Raw genomic sequence first — 21,719 nt, forward strand, 5'->3', positions numbered from 1 at the left:
AAAACCGCCTGCCCGTTAAGCGCGACATACAGCGACGCAAGTTGTGGGCATATACTGACTAAGCGACCAGGGTAACCAACAAAATGCCGAAAGTTCGACTGCTAACTCAGGGAAAAATCTGGGCTAATCGCACGACGCGAGAGATTCTCTGGAGTGTGATGAAGTACAAGAAAGTCGCAGTCGGCGTTCTGCACGTGTTAGGACCGCACGACACGATAGAAGGCGAAATTTGCATTCTCAACGGAATTTTTGTAGTCGGCGGCAAACTGAAAAACGGCAAAGCTGATGGATACGCCGCCATCCGCACACTCCTTATGCTCAAAGACGGAAAGTTCGAATATCTCGACTACAGCGAAGTTGATGTGCCGGATCTTAACCAGGGCTTGAAGATTCGTTTAACTCAATTAATCAACAAGCTTCCAGATTTGCCAGTCAGCCTGGAAGAACTGATGGGAGCTAACACTCTCAATCGTATGCGCAGCTTCGAAGCAGGTCAGCCACCCAGTGAAGAAGCGCTCATCGACAAGGATACATTCGCTCAACTGCAAAACTGGGAAGCGAGAACCATGCGCTTGCGAGCAGCTGCATTCTGGGCATTGTTCGTAGTCATTTCCGGCATTGCCGGTCTGCTGTACTACTTTCACTGATAAGTAATTTATTTACCATAGCCGTCTCCTGGCTTTTTCACACCTTCTGACACACCTTGTCGATATACAATGTGTGGGTAATTCTTGTCTTCCAGTTTCTAGAAGGTAAAACATCGATGAAACCACTACGCTCAGTCTTTATGGGCTTAACGCGAATCCCTCCCGCTGTCATGATTGCAGGTATCGTCCTGCTCGCCTTCGTGGTGGCATGGATGGTGACGACCAAGATCAATTCAGGCGAACAGATGTATGCCGAAAAGCAAAAGGAACTGGATGCCAAGTATTCAGCAAAGGTAACCGTCGTCTACGCAATCAAAGATATTCCTGAAGGCCAGACGATTCCTTCTGAAGCTCTGGAAGAGCGCCAAATCGAGCAGTCTAAAATGCCCGAGGATGCGATTACATCAGCGACACTGGCGAGCGGACGAGTCACCAAATATGGTGTCGCTGCCGGTCAGATCGTTTCGCAACATGACCTGCAAGCGCAAGGTCAAAGCCTTTCCTTCGATGCACGCTTGAAGACCGGTTTTCGCGCTGTTACTTTCGCCGTCGATAACAACAGTGGCGTTGCCGGTTTCATCAGTCCCGAAAGTCATATCGACATCATCGGTATGGTCGGCTCAGGGTCAGACACTCGTGCCAAACCAATTCTCTCCGACGTTGAAGTGATAGCAGTAGGGCAAACATACCAGCGCACTACGACTAACGGCACCACCACCGCCACCCCGGCCAGTTCAGTGACCGTTGCAGTGACTCCGGAAGACACAACCAAACTAATCAAAGCAGTTCTGGCAAGCAAGCTCTACCTGTCGCTTCGCAACAGCAACGACCACACACCAGTAGCCACTGTCGACGTGACCCAGCTGTACAACAGCAAGAACACGGCTGCTGTAGCTAACATGAACTTCGGCGTGCCGGCACCGCCGCCTGCAATGCCGATGGAACACCACTATGAGCCGGGCGACGAACCAGACGGTCCTGGTCCCCAACTGGCTTCAGCACCTGCACCGGAAAGACAAAATCACCAGATCGAAGCCTGGTCCGGTGGAAAGAAAGACCTGATCACCGTTCCAGAACGGTAATCACTGCTAACTAGAAATTCAAAAGCACGCTCGCAAGGCGTGCTTTTTTTCTGACTTTATGCCTGGGCACAAAAGCCGTATCCGAAGCCCGCTTCAGACGAGCAGGTGTGCAGTCACGAAAGCATGCACCGACATAACATGCACAGACAAGTATGAATTTTGATTTATCAAACACGAGACAGTTCCCAGGGTTTACCCTGTTATCGCTTGAGAACCGGAGAAGAAAAATGGAATTGGTTAGTCTTTCTCCTAACCCAAGGGGGAATCGTAATGAATCCATTACGCGCACTGTTCGTTGGCATCTCGCGCATGCCACCAGCCGTTATGCTCGCCACAATCATCGGGCTTGCAGTTGGTGTCACCTTTCTCGTTACAGACAGATTGAAGCAACAAGAGGATGCCTACAAACAAAAAACGGACGCTATGACCGCAGAGCTGTCGAAAAAATCTACAGTAGTCTATGCAGTCAGAGATATTCCGGAAGGACAGACAATTCCATCAGAAGCGCTTGAGGAGCGCCAGATCGATGCAGCAAAGCAACCGGCAGACGCGATAGCTTCTTCGGCAATGGCAGCCGGACGTGTCTGCAAATATGGGATCTCGGCTGGAACGATTGTGTCACAGCACGATCTGCTGGCAGTAGGCATCTCGATGGGTTTTGAAGCCCGCTTGAAAGCTGGTATGAGAGCGGTCACGTTCGCCGTGGATAACAACAGCGGTGTCGCCGGATTTGTAGCACCTGAAAGTCACGTCGACATCATCAGCATGGTGGGCTCAGGTCCGGATACCAAAGCGAAACCTATACTTTCAGACGTGGAAGTAATTGCTGTTGGACAGACATTCCAGAAATCACCTGGTGCTTCCCAGGCGGCGCCGGCCAGCTCCGTCACTGTCGCCATCGCACCAGACGATGCACAGAAATTGATCAAAGCTGTCCTCGCAAGCAAGATCTACCTCTCCTTGCGAAACAACTCGGATCACACACCAGTAGCCACAGTTGACGTGACATCGCTGTTCGCAAAACCAGTTGCTCAACAGAGCGAATTGTCGATGCTGACTACGCAGCCACCGTTGCCTCGCCCGATAATCGGTGAAACCCCGGAGCCAAACTTGCTGCTCACACCCGGCCAGAGTGCCGGTGCACCCGTGCCACCACCCTATGAAGTAGAGGCCTGGTCCGGTTCAAAGAAAGACGTGATCGCTGTGCCGACGAAGTAAGACTCAATTGAGCGCGTCTCGACGAGACATGAGGGAGCCACAGTAATTGTGGCTCCCTTTTGACACGAGTTTCAATCACCAGAAACTAGTCGGCGAATTTGCCCAGCACGTGACGGAGAGACTTTTCCAGGTATGGATAACGAAACTCATATCCCGTTTCTGTAAGCTTCACAGGCAACACTCTCTGACTGGCAAGTAGACATTCATCGGCCATCTGACCAAACATTGTACGAGCAGCAAAAGCAGGCATTGGAACGATTGCAGGACGCCCAATGATTTTGCCGAGCACTTTTGCATAATCTGCATTCTGCACCGGATACGGTGCAACTGCGTTTACAGGACCAGATACGGTGCCGGTGACAATCGAGTGAAAGATAGAACCGAGAACATCGTCAATATCAATCCAGCTGAAGAACTGTTGCCCCGTGCCGATCGGACCGCCGCCACCCATCTGGAAAGGTAAGAGCATTTTCTGCAACGCCCCACCTCTGGGTGTGAGCACAACCCCGAGCCGCAGGTTGACCAGACGCACGTCAGTATCCACGCCCCTCGCGGCCGCCTCCCACTGAACACAGGTATCAGCCAGGAAGCCCTCACCGTGCGGACTCTCCTCTGTAAGGTCCTCAAGCCCTCGATCGCCGTAAATGCCGATCGCCGATGCAGCCACGAGCACCGCCGGTGGTTTATTGAGAGAGTTCAGAGCTTGACAGAGAAACTGAGTCGGCTTCAGCCGGCTGTAAATCATTTTCTTTTTCTTCGCATCAGTCCAGCGCTCTGAAGCGATATTGTCTCCGGCAAGATGCACAACGGCATCAAAACCTTCCAACAATCTGGTGTCGACTTTGGGTTCATAGGGGTCCCAGCGAATCCGCTCGTTGTGGTCAGTGTCGGGCACGACCGTTCCCGGTCGAAGCAGTCGTGCCACCTCATGCCCCTGAGACGTCAGATAAGGCACGAGCGCAGAGCCAATCAGACCTGTGGAGCCCGAGACAAGCACTCGAATCGGTCTGATGTTCGCCTCTCGGGCATAGACAAGATCTTGAATGAGCGTGCGATGGCGGTAATTGAACAGACTCTCCAGTTCATGATGAATGATACGCCCACCAGCAAGATCACCCAGTCCACCGGCAGGCAGCTCGTATTCAACGATGTCTTCCAGATAGCACGAGGTGTCGGTCTCAGGCACAACACGGTGAATTTGTTGCCAGAACGCGAATGGACCTTCCCTTTGGAAGTCGCAAAACTGACGCCCTTCCACGTAATCTTTATGCTCGAGCGACCACTTGACAGTTATCGGTCCATTGGAGATTAAAAGGGTGACCTGCGCACCGTTTTCAATGCCGCCACTGCGGCTGAGAATTTTGCAGTCGACCCATGGCGGTGACAGCCGTTCAAAAGCGCCCTGCCGCTTGTGCCAATTGAAAACTTCCCGGGCGGGCGCCGGTATCAACGATTTAAAGACAAATGTTTCTCGACTCACAATGCAAGTGTAGCAACAACTAAAAATGGTGCCATTTTCGTCGAAAGGCGAATCAGTTCTGCAAAAACAGATGGCAAGCGCTGCGAAATATGCCAGAATCTATCCTGATGGCGCACGCACTGCGTGTGAGCACCTCCAGGTCCACATCAGGCTGGTATGGGGCGCGACTGCCGCCCGGCTGAGTGCCCAAGGCTCTGGGAATAATTTCGTCGAGAACCGGGCATTTAGGTTATTAGGTCTTTGTTTCTACGGTGACTATGAGCAAAAATTGGGAAGAGTACGTCGAACTCGGCGCCACCGCGTTCCAGGAGGGGCGGTTCAGCGACGCTGAAAACTTCATGCACGCCGCCGTCATGGAAGCCGAGACCCTGGGCGATGACATGAAATTGGCGCTCAGCCTGGACAATCTCGCTGAAGTATTTTTTGAGCAGGGCAAATATGACAAAGCGGAGCCGCTCTATCAGCGCTCACTGACTATCCGCGAACGCACGCTGGAGCCTGAACATGAAGAGATTGTGGCAAGCCTGAACAACCTCTCCGCTCTTTACTTCTTCCAGGAAAAGCACGCTGAAGCCGAACCACTTTGCCGTCAACTGACCGCCATTTATGAAAACGTATTGGGCGAAGACCACCCGGAAGTGGCAACCAGCTTAAACAACCTCGCCCTTCTGCTGAAAGCACAGCGCAAATATCAGGAATCTGAACAGGTATTCAAACGTGCCCTTTTAATCATGGAAAAAGCTCTCGGCTCGGACCATCAAGACGTCGGCGTGAGCCTGAATCATCTGGCTGGTCTCTATCACGAGCAGAATAAATTTAGCGAGGCGGAACTCTTATACGAGCGCGCCCTGACCACTCTTGAAGCGGCACTGGGAGCGGAAAGCTCCGATCTCTCCGACACGCTCAACAATCTGGTTGCAGTGCTCAAAGCTCAAGGAAAAGAAGGACAGGCAGCTCCTTATTATCAGCAGCTTGTTGCCATCAAAGAAATCAATCTGGGCCCGACTCATCCGGATGTGGTCAACTCACTGGAACAGTTGGCGATATTTCACTTCCATCAAGGCAGGCTTGATGAGGCAGAGCGACTGTACAAGCGCATCTTGACGATGAAGGAACGCTCTCTGGGGCGGCAAAATCCACAAATTGCCGGATACATTTCCAATCTCGCCATGGTCTATCAGGCGCAGCAAAAATTTGCCCAGGCGGAATCGCTGTATAAAGAAGCCCTGACCATTTGTGAAAAGACACTCTCGCCCGAACATCCTGATGTGCAAACTGCGGTTTTGAATCTGGCCATGCTTTATCAACGCAGCGGCAGATATGCCAAAGCAGAACCATTCTGGCGCAGACTGAAGACGCTCAAAGAGAAGACGCTGGCCAGTCCCAACGACATCAACGATTGCCTGTACAACCTGGCTATCGCAACATTCCAACAAGGTAAATACAAAGAATCAGAAGCGATGTGGCGCACATTGCTCGATGTGCGGGAGCAAGAATACGGACCAGATCATCCCGAAGTGGCAACTTGTTTGCACTATATCGCTGAAACACTGCGATTCGATGCCCGCTACGACCTGGCGGAACCACTCTACCAGCGAGCTTTGGCAATCAGACAGAAAGTGCTCGGGCCGAACCATCCAGACGTAGCACAATCACTTGAGGGCTACGGCACTCTGCTCTCGCTTACCTACCGCGAAGCGGAAGCGGAACATATGAAGTCCAGCGCTCGTTGGATCAAAGAGAAAGTCAGCCGCCCTTAAAGCTCGGTCAATACTGCTTCCGATTCAACGCTGCTGTTTGTTCAGTGCTGCTACCTGTTCAGTGCTGCTGTTTGTTCAGTGCTGCTGCCTTTTCAGTGCTGCTTTTCCATCTGAGCAATCTGTTCTTCTTCCTTACGAGCTTCCTCTTTCATCGAAAGCTTGACCAGAGTCTGCAACAATGATTTATGCGCTTCGAGCAAACCCGGGTACAGCTCAGAAGCCTTGCGATACGTCGCAGATGCTTCCTTCGTATTGCCTGACGCCAATTGAGCATCGCCCAGCAAAATCAGCGCGTTAGCGTAGTACGGGTTACGCTTGGAGGCTGTTAGAGCGGAATCGATAGCGCCCTTATAGTCGTTCTTCTTCATAAAAACGCGACCGATAGTTTCGTATGCTTCGTAATTCTTCGAAAAACTTTCCACCGCTTTGCGAGCCAGTTCATCAGCCTTGTCGATGTTTCCCTGCGCCAGCGCTATCTGGGCCAGTTCTTCCTGTGCGGCTGATTTTTGCTCAGCCGTGACTTTACTCGATGCCACCACACGCGATGCAATCGCTTCCGCCTTGCTGTAATCTTTGGACAACCGAGCCGCTTTGGCCAGACTCAAATTAAGATTCGGGTCGTCGGTTTCGGAATCACCGGCAATGGCAAGAGCGTTTTGAACTTTTTCCAGCTTGAGCAGAGTTGCCACTACAGCGTTCTTGTTGTCTGCCTTTTGCTTATCATTCAATGCACCATACGCGGATATAAGGGCGTCTGCTGCGCTGGCGGTGCGGTCACGCAATGCCTTGGCCTCAGACAAGGCGAAATTGTCCATTGGTCCGTCAGAAGTATTCTTCGTCGTCGCATAAATCGCTTCAAAACTTACCACTGAGTCACTGTAGCGTCCTTCTGTCAACCACAGATCGGCAAGGGAGCGATTGATTTGAATACGAGTCGGCACCGCGTTTGGTGTATTCGCCTGCGTCAATTGCTGCAACGCCAGCGATGTGACAAGTGCCGTTTCCGCTTCGACATAATCATGGTTCAAGGCATAGCAGTAACCGAGCGCAACCAGGTCGGAGACAGAAGGATTGATGCTGAGCGCCTTCTTGAACTCCTCAGCCGCAGCAGAATAATCTCGCTGTTTAATACGCAGCGAGCCCACGGAGCGATGCGGTTCAGGATCGAGAGGATCGAGGTTGGAAGCAGCGACGAACTCCTTCACGGCTTCATCAAGGCGATCCATCAAAGCAAGAGTGTTCGCATAGCCAAGATGCAATTTTGCGTCCTTAGGATTTTGGGCAATTTCCTGCTTATACAAAGCTGCCAGATCTTCATAGCGTTTCTCGCTCATGAGCAGCGTGGCAAGCTTATCTCGAGTGTTCAAATTCTTGGGATCGATTTTGAACGCCTCTTGCAAATTTGCAATGGCAGGCGTCTTATTTCCAGCAAGCAAGTTCATGTTTGCCAGCTCAACTAACTCGAAAGCCTTATCTTTACCGAATTCAACAGCCTTAGTCTGATCGGCGATGGCACCGCTCAGATCACCCTGAAAACGTTTTATCGAAGCACGACTGCGATAAAAGCGCGGGTCGTTGGGGTCAATTGAAATGGCGCTCTGCAACTCGTCCAGAGCTTCCCGCAAACGCCACTGCTGAATAAAGATCTGAGCGATACGATAATAATTTGATGCTTCATTTGGATTAGCTTGAAGAGCCTTCTCGGCAACATCAAGCGCACCATCAAAGTTGTTATTGGAAAGGCGCAAATCAATGAGCGTTTCAGCCGCCTCTTTCAAATTAGGTTCGATTTCAAAAGCCCTGGCGAAAGCTTCATCAGCCTTTTTGTTGTCTTTGATAAAGCGCTGTTCCAAAAAGCCTATGGTGCGATAGCCCCAGGCAAAGTCAGGTGCCAGATCGACGCATTGCCTGGTGTAATCAATGGCATTCGATGCTTTACCCTGCTTACCGGAAACGGCTGCCAGAGCGAAAAACACAGTCGGATCGTTGGCATAAGTGTCAGGTATGTTCTGCAAAGTTTTGTCGGCCAGATCAAGCTTCTGCTGACACATTTCATTGTAGGCTTTGATCTCGACGGCGTGAATATTATCCGGTCTGGGGGCATCCGGATTGTCTGATATACCAGCCTTCTTGGCCAGTTCTTTGAGCGGATCGCATTTGCCTAAGAACATGTAAGCGAAAGCAAGCCACGATTCGGGCTTGCCAATCTCGGTACGTGCGGCAGCAATTGTCTCGAGTCGCTCGGCTGCCGCTTTCCATTCTCCACGGTTGATCAGACTCAACGTTTGCTGGTCAAGTCCGGTGCTGGATGGTGCAGACTTGGAGTGTTTTGCAGTCTTCTTTTTGTTGGACTTTTCTTTCTTTGCAGACTTTTCTTTCTTGTCTTTCTTCTCGGACTTGCCTGTCGTCTCGGGCTTGTCTTTCGTCTCGGAGCTGTCATTCTTATCAGACTTCTGAGCAGAATCCGACTTATGCTTCTTCTTAGACTTCTTATCGGAACTATCGCCGGACTGACTTGCACTTGTCTGTGCAGTCGGCGCAGCAGGCTCATCTTTAGCATAAACAGCGAGCGGTTGCAGACAACTGCCCAGCGTCGCAACCGTCAAGACATAACTTAAAGCCCTCGCGATCAAACGATTGCTGCTTAGTTCATTTGAAGTCATCTAGCCCTCAGCACTATTTTTCTTCCACACCACTCATTAATGCCACATTATCCACCCTATCGCTTGCTTTTGGCTCGAAAAGCGATAGTTGCATCACTTCATCCATGGGAATATTGCGGAATTTCGGTCCATCGAGAATTTTTGCAGCGGCGCCCTTCTTCTCCATCTGACCCATCAGATATTGAGCACGATCGATGACACTGGCAGGCAAACCAGCCATGCGAGCAACCTGCACTCCGTAGCTGCGGCTTGCCCCACCCGGTACGACCGATCGAATGAATTCAACGTGTCCATCCAGCTCACGCACAAGTACCTGATAGTTCTCAATCTGCGGAAAGAAACTCGCCAACCCGTTTAGCTCATGATAATGCGTGGCGAAAATAGTGCGTGCCCGCACGTCGCGAGCAAGATATTCAGCCACTGACCAGGCGATCGCGACACCATCATATGTGCTCGTACCACGCCCGACTTCGTCCAACAAGATGAGCGAACGCGGCGTTGCAGAGAGGCAGCACTGCGTCGTCTCAGCCATTTCTACAAGGAATGTCGACTGGCCCTGAGTCAAATCATCCACCGCACCGATGCGAGTGAAGATACGATCGACGACTCCCACGTGCGCTGATTCAGCAGGCACAAATGAGCCCATCTGCGAAAGAATGACAATGTGCGCAACCTGGCGCAGCAAGCTCGATTTACCGGACATATTAGGCCCGGTGAGAATGATCAATTGATGATCTTCGCTGTCGCCCTCGAGACGCGTGTCGTTAGCGACATACTTACCCATCGGCAGAATCTTTTCGAGCACAGGGTGACGCCCTTGCTTGATATCGAGCGTAAGCGAATCGTCCACGGTAGGTCGCACGTACTTGCGCTCAACGGCCACTTGCGCCAGTGAAAGAAGCGCATCAAGACTGGCCAGGCGAGTTGCGTAGTGCAGCAATTCCTGCCCGTATTGCACGAGACTTTGCCTGAATTCCAAGAACAGCTTGTATTCAACATCATTCTGATTTTTCTCGGCATTGAGAATCTTCGCTTCATACTCTTTCAGCTCGGGCGTTATGAAACGCTCGGCATTAGTCAGAGTCTGCTTGCGAATGTAATCAGCAGGAGCGTTCTGTTTGTTGGAATTGGTGATTTCAATGAAATAGCCGAAGTTGCGGTTGAAGTTCACCTTCAAACTCTTGATGCCGGTGCGTTCCTGCTCCTGGCGCTGGAAGTCTTCAATCCACTGTTTGCCACCACCCAGCAAGGCGCGAATTTCATCGATTTCCGCATTGTAACCATCAGCAAATATACCGCCTTCAGTCAGTTCGCGCGGAGGTTCAGGCGCAATGGCACGTGAAATGAGACCAGCCAGCTCAGTCAGTTTGGCCGGCACCGCCTGCAGTGAGCTCAAATATGGATTGGATGAATCTTTGACAGCCTTGCTGATTGGCTCGAGCGCGTCGATTGAACACTGAATTGCCATCAAATCGCGCGGGCAGACCGTAGCGGATGTGAGCTTGACCGAAAGACGCTCCACATCAGACAACCTGGCGAGAGCATTACCTATTTCGTCACGTTGCTGGGCATTGCGCGAAAGTTCGGCAACGGCATCTTGACGTTCCCAGATGGCGGGCACCGAGTAAAGCGGTTTAAGCAGCCATTTGCGCAACATACGACTGCCCATGCCGGATCGGGTCTGGTCGAGAGTCCACAGCAAACTGCCGTCAAATCCACGATCTCGCGAAGTCTCAGTCAATTCCAAATTTCGCCTGGTATTGCTGTCGAGAGTCAGATGTCCATCTGTCGTATAGGCAGAAATACCGGCGAATTTAGGCATCTCGGCCGCTTGTGTCTTTTCGAGATACTCAAGCGCGGCACCGGCGGCACTGACAGCAAGAGGCAGAGATTGACAGCCAAAGCCCTCCAGCGTGGCAACTCCGAATGTCTGCAAAATACGTCTTTGCGCAGGCTCGAACTGAAAGAACATGCCTGGACGCCCGGTGAATCGATACGAAGAAGCAAGCAGAGACTGAGGAACTTCCAGCACTTCACGCGGCATCACTTCATTTGGACCAGGCTTGACCATTTTCTTGGCCACCAAAATTTCCTTTGGTTCCAGGCGTCCAACTTCTAAAATCAATTGCTCTTCGCTCAGCTGTGTGACGAAGAACTCACCGCAGGAAGCGTCAACACAAGCCAATCCCCACAAATCGCCGCCCTTGACGAGGGAGAGCAAATAGTTGTTCTCGCGCTGCGGCAGCAAATGCGACTCCAGCACCGTCCCTGGTGTCAATATTCGAGTCACCTGGCGCTCGACAGGACCTTTCTCCGCCCCGACAATTCCTACCTGCTCACAGATAGCTACCGAATAACCCTTTGCAACCAGGCGCCCCAGGTACAGATCGGCAGCTCTGGCAGGAACACCCGCCATTGGCATTCGGCCATTGGGATAGCTCGGTTCAGGACGACTGGTCAGAGTAATGTCGAGTTCGCGAGAGGCGACGTGCGCATCGGCATCGAACATCTCATAGAAATCGCCTACTCTGAAAAATAAAAGCGCATCGGTATTCTGCGACTTAATATCCCAATACTGACGCATTAATGGCGAAAGCTGCGCGCTGGCTGCAGGCTCGTCTGGCACGTTGCTATCCTCTACTTGAAACTTCTTAGCGCCCCGCTGCTTCAGGCAAGACAGACTCGGACACAAGGCTCAATATTACAGTCTGAAACGCGGCTTCGATAATAAGCTTCTGGTAATATGAAAGGTTCAGGCATATCGATGAGGCATATCAAAAACATTGATGATTAAAGATGGCTCAGGCATTTATTTACGGCGACAAATGATGAATAAACAAACTTTCCGTGCGGCCACATTGACGGTGGCGATGATTGCAGCAGCGACAGGTGTAGCTCCACTCTATGCCGCACCCGCACCAGCAGCGAAACCAGCTCCGGCGAAACCCGCAGAAAAGACTCCCGAGAAAGCCGCCGACAAAACCACGAAACCGGCTCCGGAGCCAGTCATTGAAAATGTCGTGACCGTGACTGCCGAGCAACTCGTTGACAAGCCTCACGATTATCTGAACAAGAACGTCAAATTCGTCGCCAACTTTTTTGCCTTCAGCAGTCTGGCACTTGATTACAAGCCTGCGTTGAGACCGGCAAAAACACACTTGTCATTCCTGATTTTGAAAGACGGTTCACACATTCCGCTATCAGAATTGAAATTGGCGATGCCTATTCCGAAAGAAAAAGACGCCGAAAACACCCTTCTCGCCAAACTGAAAGATGGCGACCAGCTTGAGATCACAGGCAAAGAGTTCAGCACTGCGCTCGACGAACCCTGGGTCGACGTGCTTCGCCTGAAACTGCTGAAAGCAGCGCCAGACGACAAGAAGATCGCGGAAGAAAAAGAGAAAGATAAGGACAAAGACAAGAAAGCGGGCGATACCGAAGTCGAAATCAAAGGCAAAGACGTTAAGCCCTAGTTCGAAACCGACGCCTACGAATAGCAGAGCAAGGCCTTACAATATGTGAGGACACGCAGCGAACAAGTTGTTTCAGGAGAATGTACATGTCAGATATCCAGCAAATCCAGCAGCTTCTAACTTCGCTGAATGGCAAACACGGCATTCTAGGTTGCCTGCTGGTTGCCAAAGACGGCACGGTCGTCTCATCGTCGCTGCCTGCAGAAGTCGACGTGCATATGATTGGTGCTCTCAGTGCCACTCTGTTCTCCAACAATGACGTCTCGATCCAGCGTATGAATCGCGGCAATCTCGTCCAGATGACATTGCTCACCGATCAGGGAATCTTGCACTTCTACGAAGCAAACGGACATTTCCTCGTTGTCCTGACGGCCAAGGGTCAGCGTATCAATCTGGAAGGCTTGATTCGTTCAGTGGAAGAGCAGGGCAAGTCTCTTTCACGCATGGTCTAGAGCAGAGATCTAATTCCGCATCGATGCCGCACTGTCGCAGCTTGATCATCACTCATCAAGCATGAACCCGCACCTGCTGGGTATATTGTAAGTATGCACAGTGTCGAAGCATGTCACGCCGCGAGAACTGCAAATGCGTTCAGCCCTTCTGTTCAGGTCGATAACCACAGCAATTTGCATCTCTTTGATAGCGCAGTCGGCTCAAGCTGCCCGTTTCACAGACCTGAGCGGAATCTGGTCCGAAAAATACATCAACATGTTGTCGGATCAAGGTGTGATCGGCGCCGAGCCAGACGGCAAATTTTTGCCCAATCAGCCCGTTACGCGAGCTGTTTTTGCTTACTGGCTGGTCAAAGTCCTGGGTCTGGATACTCAACCGGTGTCAGGAAAGCCAAGCTTCGCTGATGTGAAAGTGACTGATTGGTGTTACAAGCCGATCGAAATCATTCGTCAGAACAACTACATATCAGGCTATGCAGATGGATTTCGGCCCAACCAGCTAATTCAAAGGGCAGATCTGATTTCGATCATCGCCCGCACCTTGAATGCACCGACACCAGATAAAGCGGCGATAGATAAAACTCTTTCGACGTATACAGACAAGAACAAAATTCCAGAATGGGCTAAGGTTGGTATCGCCCAGGCAACCATAGCGAAAATCATCGTTGGTCCCAATCCGAAAGTGATTGAAGCGACAAAGATTTGTACGCGAGGCGAAGCTGCCGGTCTTCTCTACCGCCTCAATCAATATGTAACACATCAGACTATTCAAGACACGACTGAGCAGGCACTGGCAGCGGCAGAAACGCCACAGCCAGCAGCTGGAGCGCCGCCGTCAAATGGAGTGCCGCCGACACAGACAGCAGCCGGCATGCCACCCCAGGTAGGCTACAGCGGCACTCCTCCTTATGGTGCTAATGGTTACGGCTATCCGCCCCAGCAGTTCCAGGCGAGAGTCAGTCAACAGGTAGCTGCCAGTCCACCACCCATCTATCCACCCCAGGCTCAACCACAGTATCTGCCACCGCCTCAATACCAGCCGCAATACCCACCTGCTGCGCCATACCAGACCGGCGCTTATGCACAGCCTGTGCCCGGGTATCCACCGCTGCAAGGTGGCTATGCCCAGCCAGCACCATATCCGCCACCAGGCGCACCGCTGCAAGGACGCGTCACAACGGTCGCTTCCGGCACACAGTTTCAGGCAACACTAAAAAATGGTCTCGACTCCGAAACAACTGTAGTTGGTGAACCGGTAGAGGCGACGCTCGCAGCGCCTATTCTGCAGGGCGGAGTGGAAGTAGTTCCGGCAGGCAGCAAAGTGCTTGGCAGCGTCACAAATGTGGTGTCGGCAAAGCGTTTCAAATTTGGAGCCAACGGAAAAATCGACATCAAATTCACTAGCGTCGAAACGCCCGACGGTCGCAAAATTCCTCTCAGTGCTTCTATCGACGAAAACTCTCTCAGCTTGAGCGGAGGCACTACCGGCGGACGCGTAGGCAAAAGCCTGCTCACAACAGGAGTTGGTGCCGGTGGCGGCGCCGCTCTGGGCACCGCTCTTGGTGCTATCGTCGGAGCTACCGGTGGCGGGCAAGTAGGTCGCTCAACCGGTATGGGAGCCGCCTTTGGCACCGCCCTTGGTGGCGGAGTAGGGCTGGTGGGAGCCGGCGTACGCAAGGGCTCCGAAATCAAAATCAAAGCGGGCTCTTCCTTACCGGTCAAACTTACCGACAACATGCAAGTGACTGCTGCGATGCCGGTTTATGCACCTCCACCGCAGTATGGTGGCTACCCTCAAGGATACGCACCGCCGCAACAAGCCTACCCCGGTCCGCAGTATCCGCTGCAGCAACCACCGGCTGGCTACTATCCTCCACCTCAGCAGTAACGAGGGCTCAAGACTTTCTGCGCGCTCGAGAGTCTCGCCACCGGCCCGGCGCCTTTGCTACTGGTCCCGCGTATTGCTCCGGCCCAGCCCCTTGCTGCTGTCTCCAGCGTGTTTACGTGCCCCAGCGTCTCTGGCGCGAGCAAAATTCAACAATAGCCTTATCGAAAGCCTCAGGCGTAAAATCCGGCCAGAGAATAGGCGTCACATACAGCTCAGTGTAAGCCGCCTGCCACAACAAATAATTGGACAGGCGCATCTCGCCACCCGTCCGAATTAGCAAAGCCGGGTCAGGCATTCCGCTCGTATATAAGTGAGCGCTGATCAACTCATCTGTAATTTCTTCCACCTGCAGCCGCCCAGCAGCAATCTCGCGACCAATTTTCTTGACCGCTTCGGTGATTTCCAGACGAGAGCCATAATTGATCGCTACTTGCAAGCACAGACCTGTGTTGTTGCTGGTCTTCTCCATGGCTCGGCGCATCGATGCCTGCAGATTTTCAGGCAATTGCATGAGATCGCCGAGAAAAGTCAGCCGCACATTGTTCTCCGACAATTCCTCGAGTTCGGTAACCAGGACGTTTTGAAAGAGGTCGAGCAAAAATCCGACTTCTTCTTTACTACGCTGCCAGTTTTCACTCGAGAATGCATAAACAGTCAAAAACTTGAGACGCAGCCGTCCAACATGACGCACGAGCTCTTTCAAAGTCTTTACGCCCGCTTTGTGACCCATCATGCGAGGCTGATGGCGATCTGCGGCCCAACGTCGGTTGCCGTCCATAATAATGGCGACGTGGTCAAGCGGCAAAGCGCCGCCGTCTTGCACCTTTTCGACATTGGGTTTGTTGTCAGGTTTCTGTTTTGATGGTGCCTTAGCCAAGCCCCTGCCCATCTCGATTAGTTCCGATGTCATTGTAACCGGCTCAGCAAAACCATGCTTTGTCTGGTGAACAGACTGTTTCAAAAAAATCCTAGAATAAAGAATCTCTCAACTCGTGTATCTAAAAGGCTTCCCGAGCCTCCAGCACAACAACATGCTCAATACGACGATTTACAAGGTGCGACAGCTCTGGACATTAGCGATGCCAATTAATATTCTTGGTGCATGGTATTCCTTCGCCCGACCTATCTAATCGACGGTGACGTCACCGATATCGACCTCGACCAGCTCACACGAGACGGCATCAAAGGCATTATTTTCGACCTCGACAGCACCATCATGGCGCCGCATTCGGGCAAAATTACAGCCGAAACCGCCACATGGCTGGAACTCGCTCGCGAAAACTTCAAGCTTGCCGTCGTCAGCAACAACAAGAACGATCCATATATACAAAAGGTGCAAGAGCATCTCAACATGACAGTGCTTGGCAGGGCGGCAAAGCCAAGTCGGAAACTGTTTCTTCGCGTGCTTGACGAGTTCGAACTGCCCGCAGACCAGGTGGTTGTCGTAGGCGATCGCCCCCTTACCGATGTCTGGGGTGGTCACCGCGCCGGTATGAAAACGATCCTCGTCTGGCCGCTCAAGACAATGAACGAACCGTCTTACGTTCTCTTTTTCCGCAAACTGGAAAGATGCTTTATCAAGCCGTGAGATGAAACTCTCCGCTTGAAAATAGTTTCAGATTGAGTTAGTTTGGAGTTGCGCAAACGCTTCTCTGGACGTTTGAAAACCGGTAATCATGCGGGATTCCGTTGAATAGGCCAACCACATATACCCTCATATCATTTTCGTGCGCGCTAGCATGTTCAAACGCTATAGCGCAGGATCTTGGCGCTCCATCAGCCTCAACAAGCAAACGATCACTGGCCGCCAACGGCACTCTCATTGCGCCTGCACCGAACATGGTGCTACCGAAGAGCGTTGCGCTGCCGAAGAGTGCGCCGGTGCCGCTAAAACGATCACTGCGCAAAAAGGCCCGGGCGGCATATCCAAGCAGCCACTACCAGAAGGCCATGTACTTCAAACAGAAGGGCGACAAGTCACACGCCCTCGTGGAATTTCTCAAAGCCACTCAAGAAAATCCTCGTTTGACTAAAGCTTTTTACGAGCAGGCTCTGATCTTCAGAGAAAGAGGCTATCTCAAACTGGCACAATCGGCATTAGAACAAGCTCTTGCCCTGAAGCCGGATTATCACGAAGGGCGCATCCTACTTGCCACCATTCAGATTCAGCAGGGCAACGTCGGAGGAGCAATGCAACAGCTCGGGCAATCGCTGGGCATCAGCGTAGCTCCCAAAACCAATGAGGAGGAAGAATTACCTCAATCAACAGTTTTGCAGTCCTTGCATACGCTTTTGCCAGAGAATGTCGCTGAAGGCATCGGCAAACTGACCGTTGGAAATTCTGGCAAATCTGACAATTCCATCGACAAAGCCGCAGACAAAGCTGAACAGAAGGGCAACACAAAAAAATCCCGCAAAAATAGCAAACCCAAACCTGAGAAAGTTCAAGAAGACACAGTTCAAATCATGGAGCCCAAAAGAAGCGACAATAGCGCAGCTTCTTTAGTGGCGCAGCTACCCAACGCCCTGCCCAATACGCTGCGAATGTTCTTCCCTGACAACGAAAAAAATGGCTCCTCCACACCATCAGACTCGGCTGGGTGGAGCGGCGATTCAAATTCAAAAGCAGACACAGTTCAGGAAGCGGCGAACCTTGACGCTGCACATCTTCCGTCTTTGCCGCCGGGAGAATCAAAGCCTGACAAAAGCGCCGGAAACGGCACGTCAAAATCTCACAAACGCGCGAAGAAGAACTGGTTTTCGCGCATCATGACGGCACTAGATACCAGCCAGGAAGAACAAAACCAGGCACCGCCCGCACCACCACCTATCGTAGCCGACGACGACTCCAAACCCGGAGACGCCATAGTCAGAAGCATACCACCCCTCAAGCCGGAGCCACCGCCCGTGGTTCCAACACAAGTAGAGACATTCGAAAAGCCTGACCAGCCCCGACAAATTGTCGAAAAGGTAGCAGCTCTGGCTAACGCGGCAATTTCAAGCGCAGCCAAAACCAACTTCCAATTTCCAAATCTTGCCAATTTAAATTCAACTCTGTTGAACACACACAACATCGGCAACGAGAACAAAGATGAGGTGGCAGCGCAGCCTGTACCTGCACCTCCACTGAATGAAGAGCCCAAACCTTACAAACCGATCATTGCACCAAATAGCGATGATCCATGGTCGGTGAGACTACGTTATCTGGCAGATCACGGCACGGGCACTCTGAAAGAGGGTGAGGCTTTCATGTTCTCGGAAGAGACCGGCGAAGCGACACTGTTTCTGGCCGACGGACAGACAGTTCGCCGCACCATATACCTGCCGCGCGATGCGCAGGAAGTCGTGAAACAGCGGCGTCCAGATATTTTGACCCCGGACGATTTGCTCTACAATTTGTCTCTGCTGGCCAAGCTGATGCCAAAAGCAAGTGAGACCGAACCCACGGGAACTAACGGCAAAACACAGCAAACATTAGTGCCTCAGCCGCCTTTCGAAGTCAACGACTTGATGGGCAAATCTCAACGGTTCTGGGGCTGGATGAAAGACGCGCTCAAGCTCTAGTGTGCGTCTCGGATTTTCTGTGGTCCCTTAAGTAGCGCGAAAGCCAGTCGTTAAACTGTTGTGGATACTGGTCCATCATGTTGTGACCAGCCCATTCGAAAACGTGCAATGTCGAGCCCGGAAGCGCACGATGCATTTTTTCAACGAAATAGTGGGGTGCAACCGGATCCCACCGACCCACGGCAAAGTGCACGGGGCATTTGACGTCTAATGCGCGGGAAACATAGTCGAGCTGACCGAAATTGTTCACGATTTGAGTGAGTGCGTTACGGTGAGTGCTGATCATAGTTTTAGGGCGCCATGACATAGCTTCATGCAATGCTGTGCCGCGCAATTTTTCGTACGGCGAATTCAGAAACAGCCTGAATGCCATCGATATTGGTGGCAATACTCGACCGGGCATCCCTACGGCAAATACCTGCTGAAACAGCTCAGGCTGGCGCTCCGCCAGCGTCAATGAAATAATTGCGCCCAGCGAATGCCCTATAAAAATACAGGGAAACTCAATATCTAAGTCCTTAAACGTTTCAAGAACGTCCTCAATATGTACTTCAATGTCAGTATGTTCACCCGGGTCATGGGTCAATCCGTGACCACGCAAATCAGGAACGAAACAGCGGTATCCCCTTTGCACCAGCATGTCCACTTGCGGCTTCCACATCTCAGCACCAGATCCGGTGCCGTGAATGAGAATCACATCCGAGCGGTTACCTTTGTTGAAATCTAGGTGACCAGCGGTCGTTACGTGCAGCTTCACGGAAAAATTATGGGGTGATTCGCTCGACGACTGGTCGATGCTCGGGATTCGGTTGATAGAGCGGATCACAATAGCTCATGATTGCTCTGGCAATGTCATAGACAGCGCCGGCACGATCGAGACACAAATTAGTAGGCAGCTTAACCTGCGTTCGATCTTCGACGGGAACGAGTTCCTCGACGATCTTGATGATATCTTGCTTCTGCTGCACCGCTTGCGCCAGTCCATTCTCGATCAAGATCTTAGCTGTTCCTAATTCTTGCGGCATCGGCTTAGTTAACATGTCCAGCGCCATAGGCAACCGTTTAGCAACAGCTTCAAAAGTCGTTAAGCCACCAGACTTGGTGACCATCAAATCTACCGCACTCATCAAATCAGAGATCTTGTCGTGAAACGGCAACACTGCAGTAGGAATGTCAGATTTACGAGCTTCGCGTTTAGCTTTTTCGTATAGAGTGCGATTGTGACCGCAGAGAAAAATCACCTGGATCTGTCGTTTTACATGAGCAAGCTCTCGATAAATTTCCATCATATTGCCGCCGCCGGCCCATCCGGCATTGATACAGACGGTCAATCTATCGCGATGAAGTCCGAGATGATGCCTGAATTCTTCGCGCCCCATAGATGGAGGTTTCAGGAAATCCGGATTGATCGCCATGCCGAGTGCTCTGATCCGCTCCGCCGGAACCCCCCAGGCAATCAACTGCTGGCGACCGAGTTCGTTTGGCACTATCGTCAAATCGGCCGAAGGACAAGCCCATCCGCGCCAGAAATCACCATTTGGATCTGTAACGACGGTGACCAATTTTGAAGTGCGATTAAGCTTGGTTTCCTGAAGCGCCCGGGCGATGAACTGATTCGTCATCGGATGAACTGAGACAACCACATCTGGTTCTGCCGCAATTAATACTTTCTCGACATACTGCCCGCAGAGCTTGTAGCCAAACTCAGAATCATTCGGCTTGAAGGCGTTGATGAACCAGTAGTACCACTGCATCGCCTGCTGATTGTGACGCAACAGGTAGTTATAAAAATCCACAAACTTACGATTAAGCGGGTGACTGTGCTCAACGATGTTCTCGGCTACTATTTCGAATTCGTGACCAAGTGCGTCATGAGCGGCAATCTCTCTGATGCCTGCTTCGATCGCCTCTGTAGCGCTTCGATGCCCGCCCCCAGTGTCGGAGAAAAAGAACGCGATCTTGAATTTCGCCATTGTTTCTAAAGAATCCCCAATGCAGCCAACTGGCTATTTTGTTCGAGGCACGGTAGGATACTGCACTAGTTCTGTTCCCTATTTATGCAAATCCTAGCCTAATGTACCATTCTGCAAACAAATCCACCATGCGCAACGCGATCTTGTCTTTTGCATGCGCCACCTTATTCGGAGCCGCTCCATCGACTGCGGCAAATGCAGAAGCTACTTCTGTAGCGGCAAGCCAGCCTGCCCTTTCGAGCAATCTAAGCTTCGTTCAAAACGAATTCCCCACGCTGCCTGTTAAGAAAGCGCTTAAGAAGAGACCGACCAGGGCGGAGATCTATCAATGGGACGATAAGCCGCTGGGGAACCGCGCTCCATTCCTCTTCGTGCACGGTTTGAGAGGGGAGTACTATCGCTCCTTCCGCTGGGCAAAAATTATCAAGAAATTTACGAGCAGTCCGGAATTCGACAGTCGGTACAAAGTCTACTTAATGCGACATGACTCGCTCGCCACGGTTCGCTCAATTCCAGACTTTCAGCAGTCTATCGCCACACTCTATAACGCCTGCCAGAAGCGCCCTATAACCGTTCTGGCGCTCAGTATAGGCGGCAACTTAGTCTACGAGGCTATGCACGACAAGGCGACAGACAACGCTATCAGACTTGCTTTCACATTGGGGACGCCATTCAGAGGGTCACCCATATTCTGCATGGACTGGCTGCAATACAGCGTCTATAAGAATCTTTCTTTCCCATGGACGCGCATAGATCACTCACTTGCATATCGATTCTATTTCCACAAGAACAATGGTCTGGTGCGAGATTTTGGCTGGGACAACACAGATCAATCGATTCCAGACGTCGGATCTTTCCGCTCGCTGTTGCCGTTCGGTCCTAAGGGCGATTTAACTGTAGAGAACGATGTCAACAAACGGCTGGCCGATTTGAACAATCAGCCGTTTGATAAGAAAAAACTGATTACTTACAGCGGCTATCTCCTCAACCCGTACATGATGCCTGACGCGAAACGCAAAATTGATACAACCTTGACGGCACCATACACCTTGCTCTCGGTAAAAATCCCATCGCACCTTGGTCGCGAACATCCTGTGCTGAAGCTGCTTAACCGCGATATGGGCACTGTAGTTGCCGACAAGAAGGTGCGGACTAAAACCGGCTCGAATTTCGTATACCAACTGAACGACGGTATCACGCCTGTATCGAGCGCAGTTTTCTTGCCCCCTGACGCCTGTGCGAGCTCCGCACTGGTACACGAAAACGAATTGCCCAAGCTAAAAGCATCGACAGACGTCTACCTGGCTCGAGTCTTTCGCAATATCGACCATTTGACTTTTATCGACGGCTACAGACCGTTGAATGCATCGTCAGAGATCCGCGACGAAATGGACCCGGGCGCCGGCACCAAGCAGATTTTCGATTGGATGCTGTCCGACCTTTTGCAGTTTGATCAGACCAGCAATAAAATCGCACACGAATAGTTGTTGCACTGCGAAAGAAAAACTCTTCCCTCTTT

The 21,719-nt window shown here is 51.6% G+C and carries 16 protein-coding genes; 10 read left to right on the top strand and 6 right to left on the bottom strand.

The window, feature by feature from the left end; translation table 11 throughout:
* Positions 1-83: 83 nt before the first annotated feature.
* From EKK48_02085 to cpaB (EKK48_02095), 3 genes are all read left to right on the top strand, one after another.
* On the top strand, positions 84-647 hold the full coding sequence (locus EKK48_02085) for a DUF4388 domain-containing protein (GenBank protein RTL46148.1): 564 nt from the start codon (positions 84-86) through the stop codon (positions 645-647).
* Positions 648-763: 116 nt separating this feature from the next.
* Complete coding sequence (gene cpaB, locus EKK48_02090; GenBank protein ID RTL46149.1) at positions 764-1,729, top strand: Flp pilus assembly protein CpaB; 966 nt, start codon at positions 764-766, stop codon at positions 1,727-1,729.
* A 270-nt stretch (positions 1,730-1,999) separates the two neighbouring features.
* Positions 2,000-2,947: a Flp pilus assembly protein CpaB gene (gene cpaB, locus EKK48_02095; GenBank protein ID RTL46150.1), complete on the top strand. Its 948-nt coding sequence runs from the start codon at positions 2,000-2,002 to the stop codon at positions 2,945-2,947.
* 85 nt (positions 2,948-3,032) lie between these two features.
* Here cpaB (EKK48_02095) and EKK48_02100 read toward each other — a convergent pair whose 3' ends face one another.
* Positions 3,033-4,427: a TIGR01777 family protein gene (locus EKK48_02100; protein ID RTL46151.1), complete on the bottom strand. Its 1,395-nt coding sequence runs from the start codon at positions 4,425-4,427 to the stop codon at positions 3,033-3,035.
* A gap of 257 nt (positions 4,428-4,684) precedes the next feature.
* On the opposite strand from EKK48_02100, the gene EKK48_02105 reads away from it, so the two are divergent.
* On the top strand, positions 4,685-6,187 hold the full coding sequence (locus EKK48_02105) for a tetratricopeptide repeat protein (GenBank protein RTL46152.1): 1,503 nt from the start codon (positions 4,685-4,687) through the stop codon (positions 6,185-6,187).
* 92 nt (positions 6,188-6,279) lie between these two features.
* On the opposite strand, the gene EKK48_02110 is transcribed toward EKK48_02105, so the two are convergent.
* Together EKK48_02110 and mutS are read right to left on the bottom strand one after the other, a co-directional pair.
* The gene (locus EKK48_02110; protein ID RTL46153.1) at positions 6,280-8,850 is read right to left on the bottom strand and encodes a tetratricopeptide repeat protein; all 2,571 of its coding nucleotides are present in this window, start codon (positions 8,848-8,850) and stop codon (positions 6,280-6,282) included.
* Positions 8,851-8,863: 13 nt separating this feature from the next.
* Complete coding sequence (gene mutS, locus EKK48_02115) at positions 8,864-11,476, bottom strand: DNA mismatch repair protein MutS (GenBank protein ID RTL46154.1); 2,613 nt, start codon at positions 11,474-11,476, stop codon at positions 8,864-8,866.
* Between the two features lie 199 nt (positions 11,477-11,675).
* Between mutS and EKK48_02120 the strand changes: the two genes are divergently transcribed.
* The 3 genes from EKK48_02120 (at position 11,676) to EKK48_02130 (ending at position 14,663) form a co-directional block, all read left to right on the top strand.
* Positions 11,676-12,323: a hypothetical protein gene (locus tag EKK48_02120; GenBank protein RTL46155.1), complete on the top strand. Its 648-nt coding sequence runs from the start codon at positions 11,676-11,678 to the stop codon at positions 12,321-12,323.
* An 80-nt stretch (positions 12,324-12,403) separates the two neighbouring features.
* Entirely contained in the window at positions 12,404-12,775 is a 372-nt protein-coding gene (locus tag EKK48_02125) for a hypothetical protein (GenBank protein ID RTL46156.1), read from the top strand.
* A gap of 133 nt (positions 12,776-12,908) precedes the next feature.
* Positions 12,909-14,663 (top strand): hypothetical protein, encoded by a 1,755-nt coding sequence (locus tag EKK48_02130; protein ID RTL46157.1) that lies wholly within the window; start codon positions 12,909-12,911, stop codon positions 14,661-14,663.
* Between the two features lie 112 nt (positions 14,664-14,775).
* Here EKK48_02130 and EKK48_02135 read toward each other — a convergent pair whose 3' ends face one another.
* Positions 14,776-15,552, bottom strand: coding sequence for an isoprenyl transferase (locus tag EKK48_02135; GenBank protein ID RTL46254.1), 777 nt, complete (start codon positions 15,550-15,552; stop codon positions 14,776-14,778).
* Between the two features lie 213 nt (positions 15,553-15,765).
* On the opposite strand from EKK48_02135, the gene EKK48_02140 reads away from it, so the two are divergent.
* Together EKK48_02140 and EKK48_02145 are read left to right on the top strand one after the other, a co-directional pair.
* Complete coding sequence (locus tag EKK48_02140; GenBank protein ID RTL46158.1) at positions 15,766-16,251, top strand: YqeG family HAD IIIA-type phosphatase; 486 nt, start codon at positions 15,766-15,768, stop codon at positions 16,249-16,251.
* A gap of 251 nt (positions 16,252-16,502) precedes the next feature.
* Entirely contained in the window at positions 16,503-18,227 is a 1,725-nt protein-coding gene (locus tag EKK48_02145; GenBank protein ID RTL46159.1) for a hypothetical protein, read from the top strand.
* On the opposite strand, the gene EKK48_02150 is transcribed toward EKK48_02145, so the two are convergent.
* Positions 18,217-18,924, bottom strand: coding sequence for an alpha/beta hydrolase (locus tag EKK48_02150; protein ID RTL46160.1), 708 nt, complete (start codon positions 18,922-18,924; stop codon positions 18,217-18,219). The genes EKK48_02145 and EKK48_02150 overlap by 11 nt on opposite strands.
* 67 nt (positions 18,925-18,991) lie before the next feature.
* Positions 18,992-20,200, bottom strand: coding sequence for a hypothetical protein (locus tag EKK48_02155; GenBank protein ID RTL46161.1), 1,209 nt, complete (start codon positions 20,198-20,200; stop codon positions 18,992-18,994).
* A gap of 128 nt (positions 20,201-20,328) precedes the next feature.
* Between EKK48_02155 and EKK48_02160 the strand changes: the two genes are divergently transcribed.
* Positions 20,329-21,684 carry a hypothetical protein gene (locus EKK48_02160; protein RTL46162.1) on the top strand — a complete coding sequence of 452 codons (1,356 nt, stop codon included), beginning with the start codon at positions 20,329-20,331 and terminating at the stop codon, positions 21,682-21,684.
* Positions 21,685-21,719 lie beyond the last annotated feature (35 nt).

This window comes from Candidatus Melainabacteria bacterium (genome assembly GCA_003963305.1).
Taxonomy (GTDB): domain Bacteria; phylum Cyanobacteriota; class Vampirovibrionia; order Obscuribacterales; family Obscuribacteraceae; genus PALSA-1081.

Bases quoted from the DNA above. Each gene is read 5' to 3' on its own strand.
- EKK48_02085 (RTL46148.1), top strand. From the start codon at position 84: ATGCCGAAAGTTCGACTGCTAACTCAGGGAAAAATCTGGGCTAATCGC.
- cpaB (RTL46149.1), top strand. From the start codon at position 764: ATGAAACCACTACGCTCAGTCTTTATGGGCTTAACGCGAATCCCTCCC.
- cpaB (RTL46150.1), top strand. From the start codon at position 2,000: ATGAATCCATTACGCGCACTGTTCGTTGGCATCTCGCGCATGCCACCA.
- EKK48_02105 (RTL46152.1), top strand. From the start codon at position 4,685: ATGAGCAAAAATTGGGAAGAGTACGTCGAACTCGGCGCCACCGCGTTC.
- EKK48_02110 (RTL46153.1), bottom strand. From the start codon at position 8,850: ATGACTTCAAATGAACTAAGCAGCAATCGTTTGATCGCGAGGGCTTTA.
- EKK48_02120 (RTL46155.1), top strand. From the start codon at position 11,676: ATGATGAATAAACAAACTTTCCGTGCGGCCACATTGACGGTGGCGATG.
- EKK48_02125 (RTL46156.1), top strand. From the start codon at position 12,404: ATGTACATGTCAGATATCCAGCAAATCCAGCAGCTTCTAACTTCGCTG.
- EKK48_02130 (RTL46157.1), top strand. From the start codon at position 12,909: ATGCGTTCAGCCCTTCTGTTCAGGTCGATAACCACAGCAATTTGCATC.
- EKK48_02135 (RTL46254.1), bottom strand. From the start codon at position 15,552: ATGGGCAGGGGCTTGGCTAAGGCACCATCAAAACAGAAACCTGACAAC.
- EKK48_02140 (RTL46158.1), top strand. From the start codon at position 15,766: ATGGTATTCCTTCGCCCGACCTATCTAATCGACGGTGACGTCACCGAT.
- EKK48_02145 (RTL46159.1), top strand. From the start codon at position 16,503: ATGGTGCTACCGAAGAGCGTTGCGCTGCCGAAGAGTGCGCCGGTGCCG.
- EKK48_02155 (RTL46161.1), bottom strand. From the start codon at position 20,200: ATGGCGAAATTCAAGATCGCGTTCTTTTTCTCCGACACTGGGGGCGGG.
- EKK48_02160 (RTL46162.1), top strand. From the start codon at position 20,329: ATGCGCAACGCGATCTTGTCTTTTGCATGCGCCACCTTATTCGGAGCC.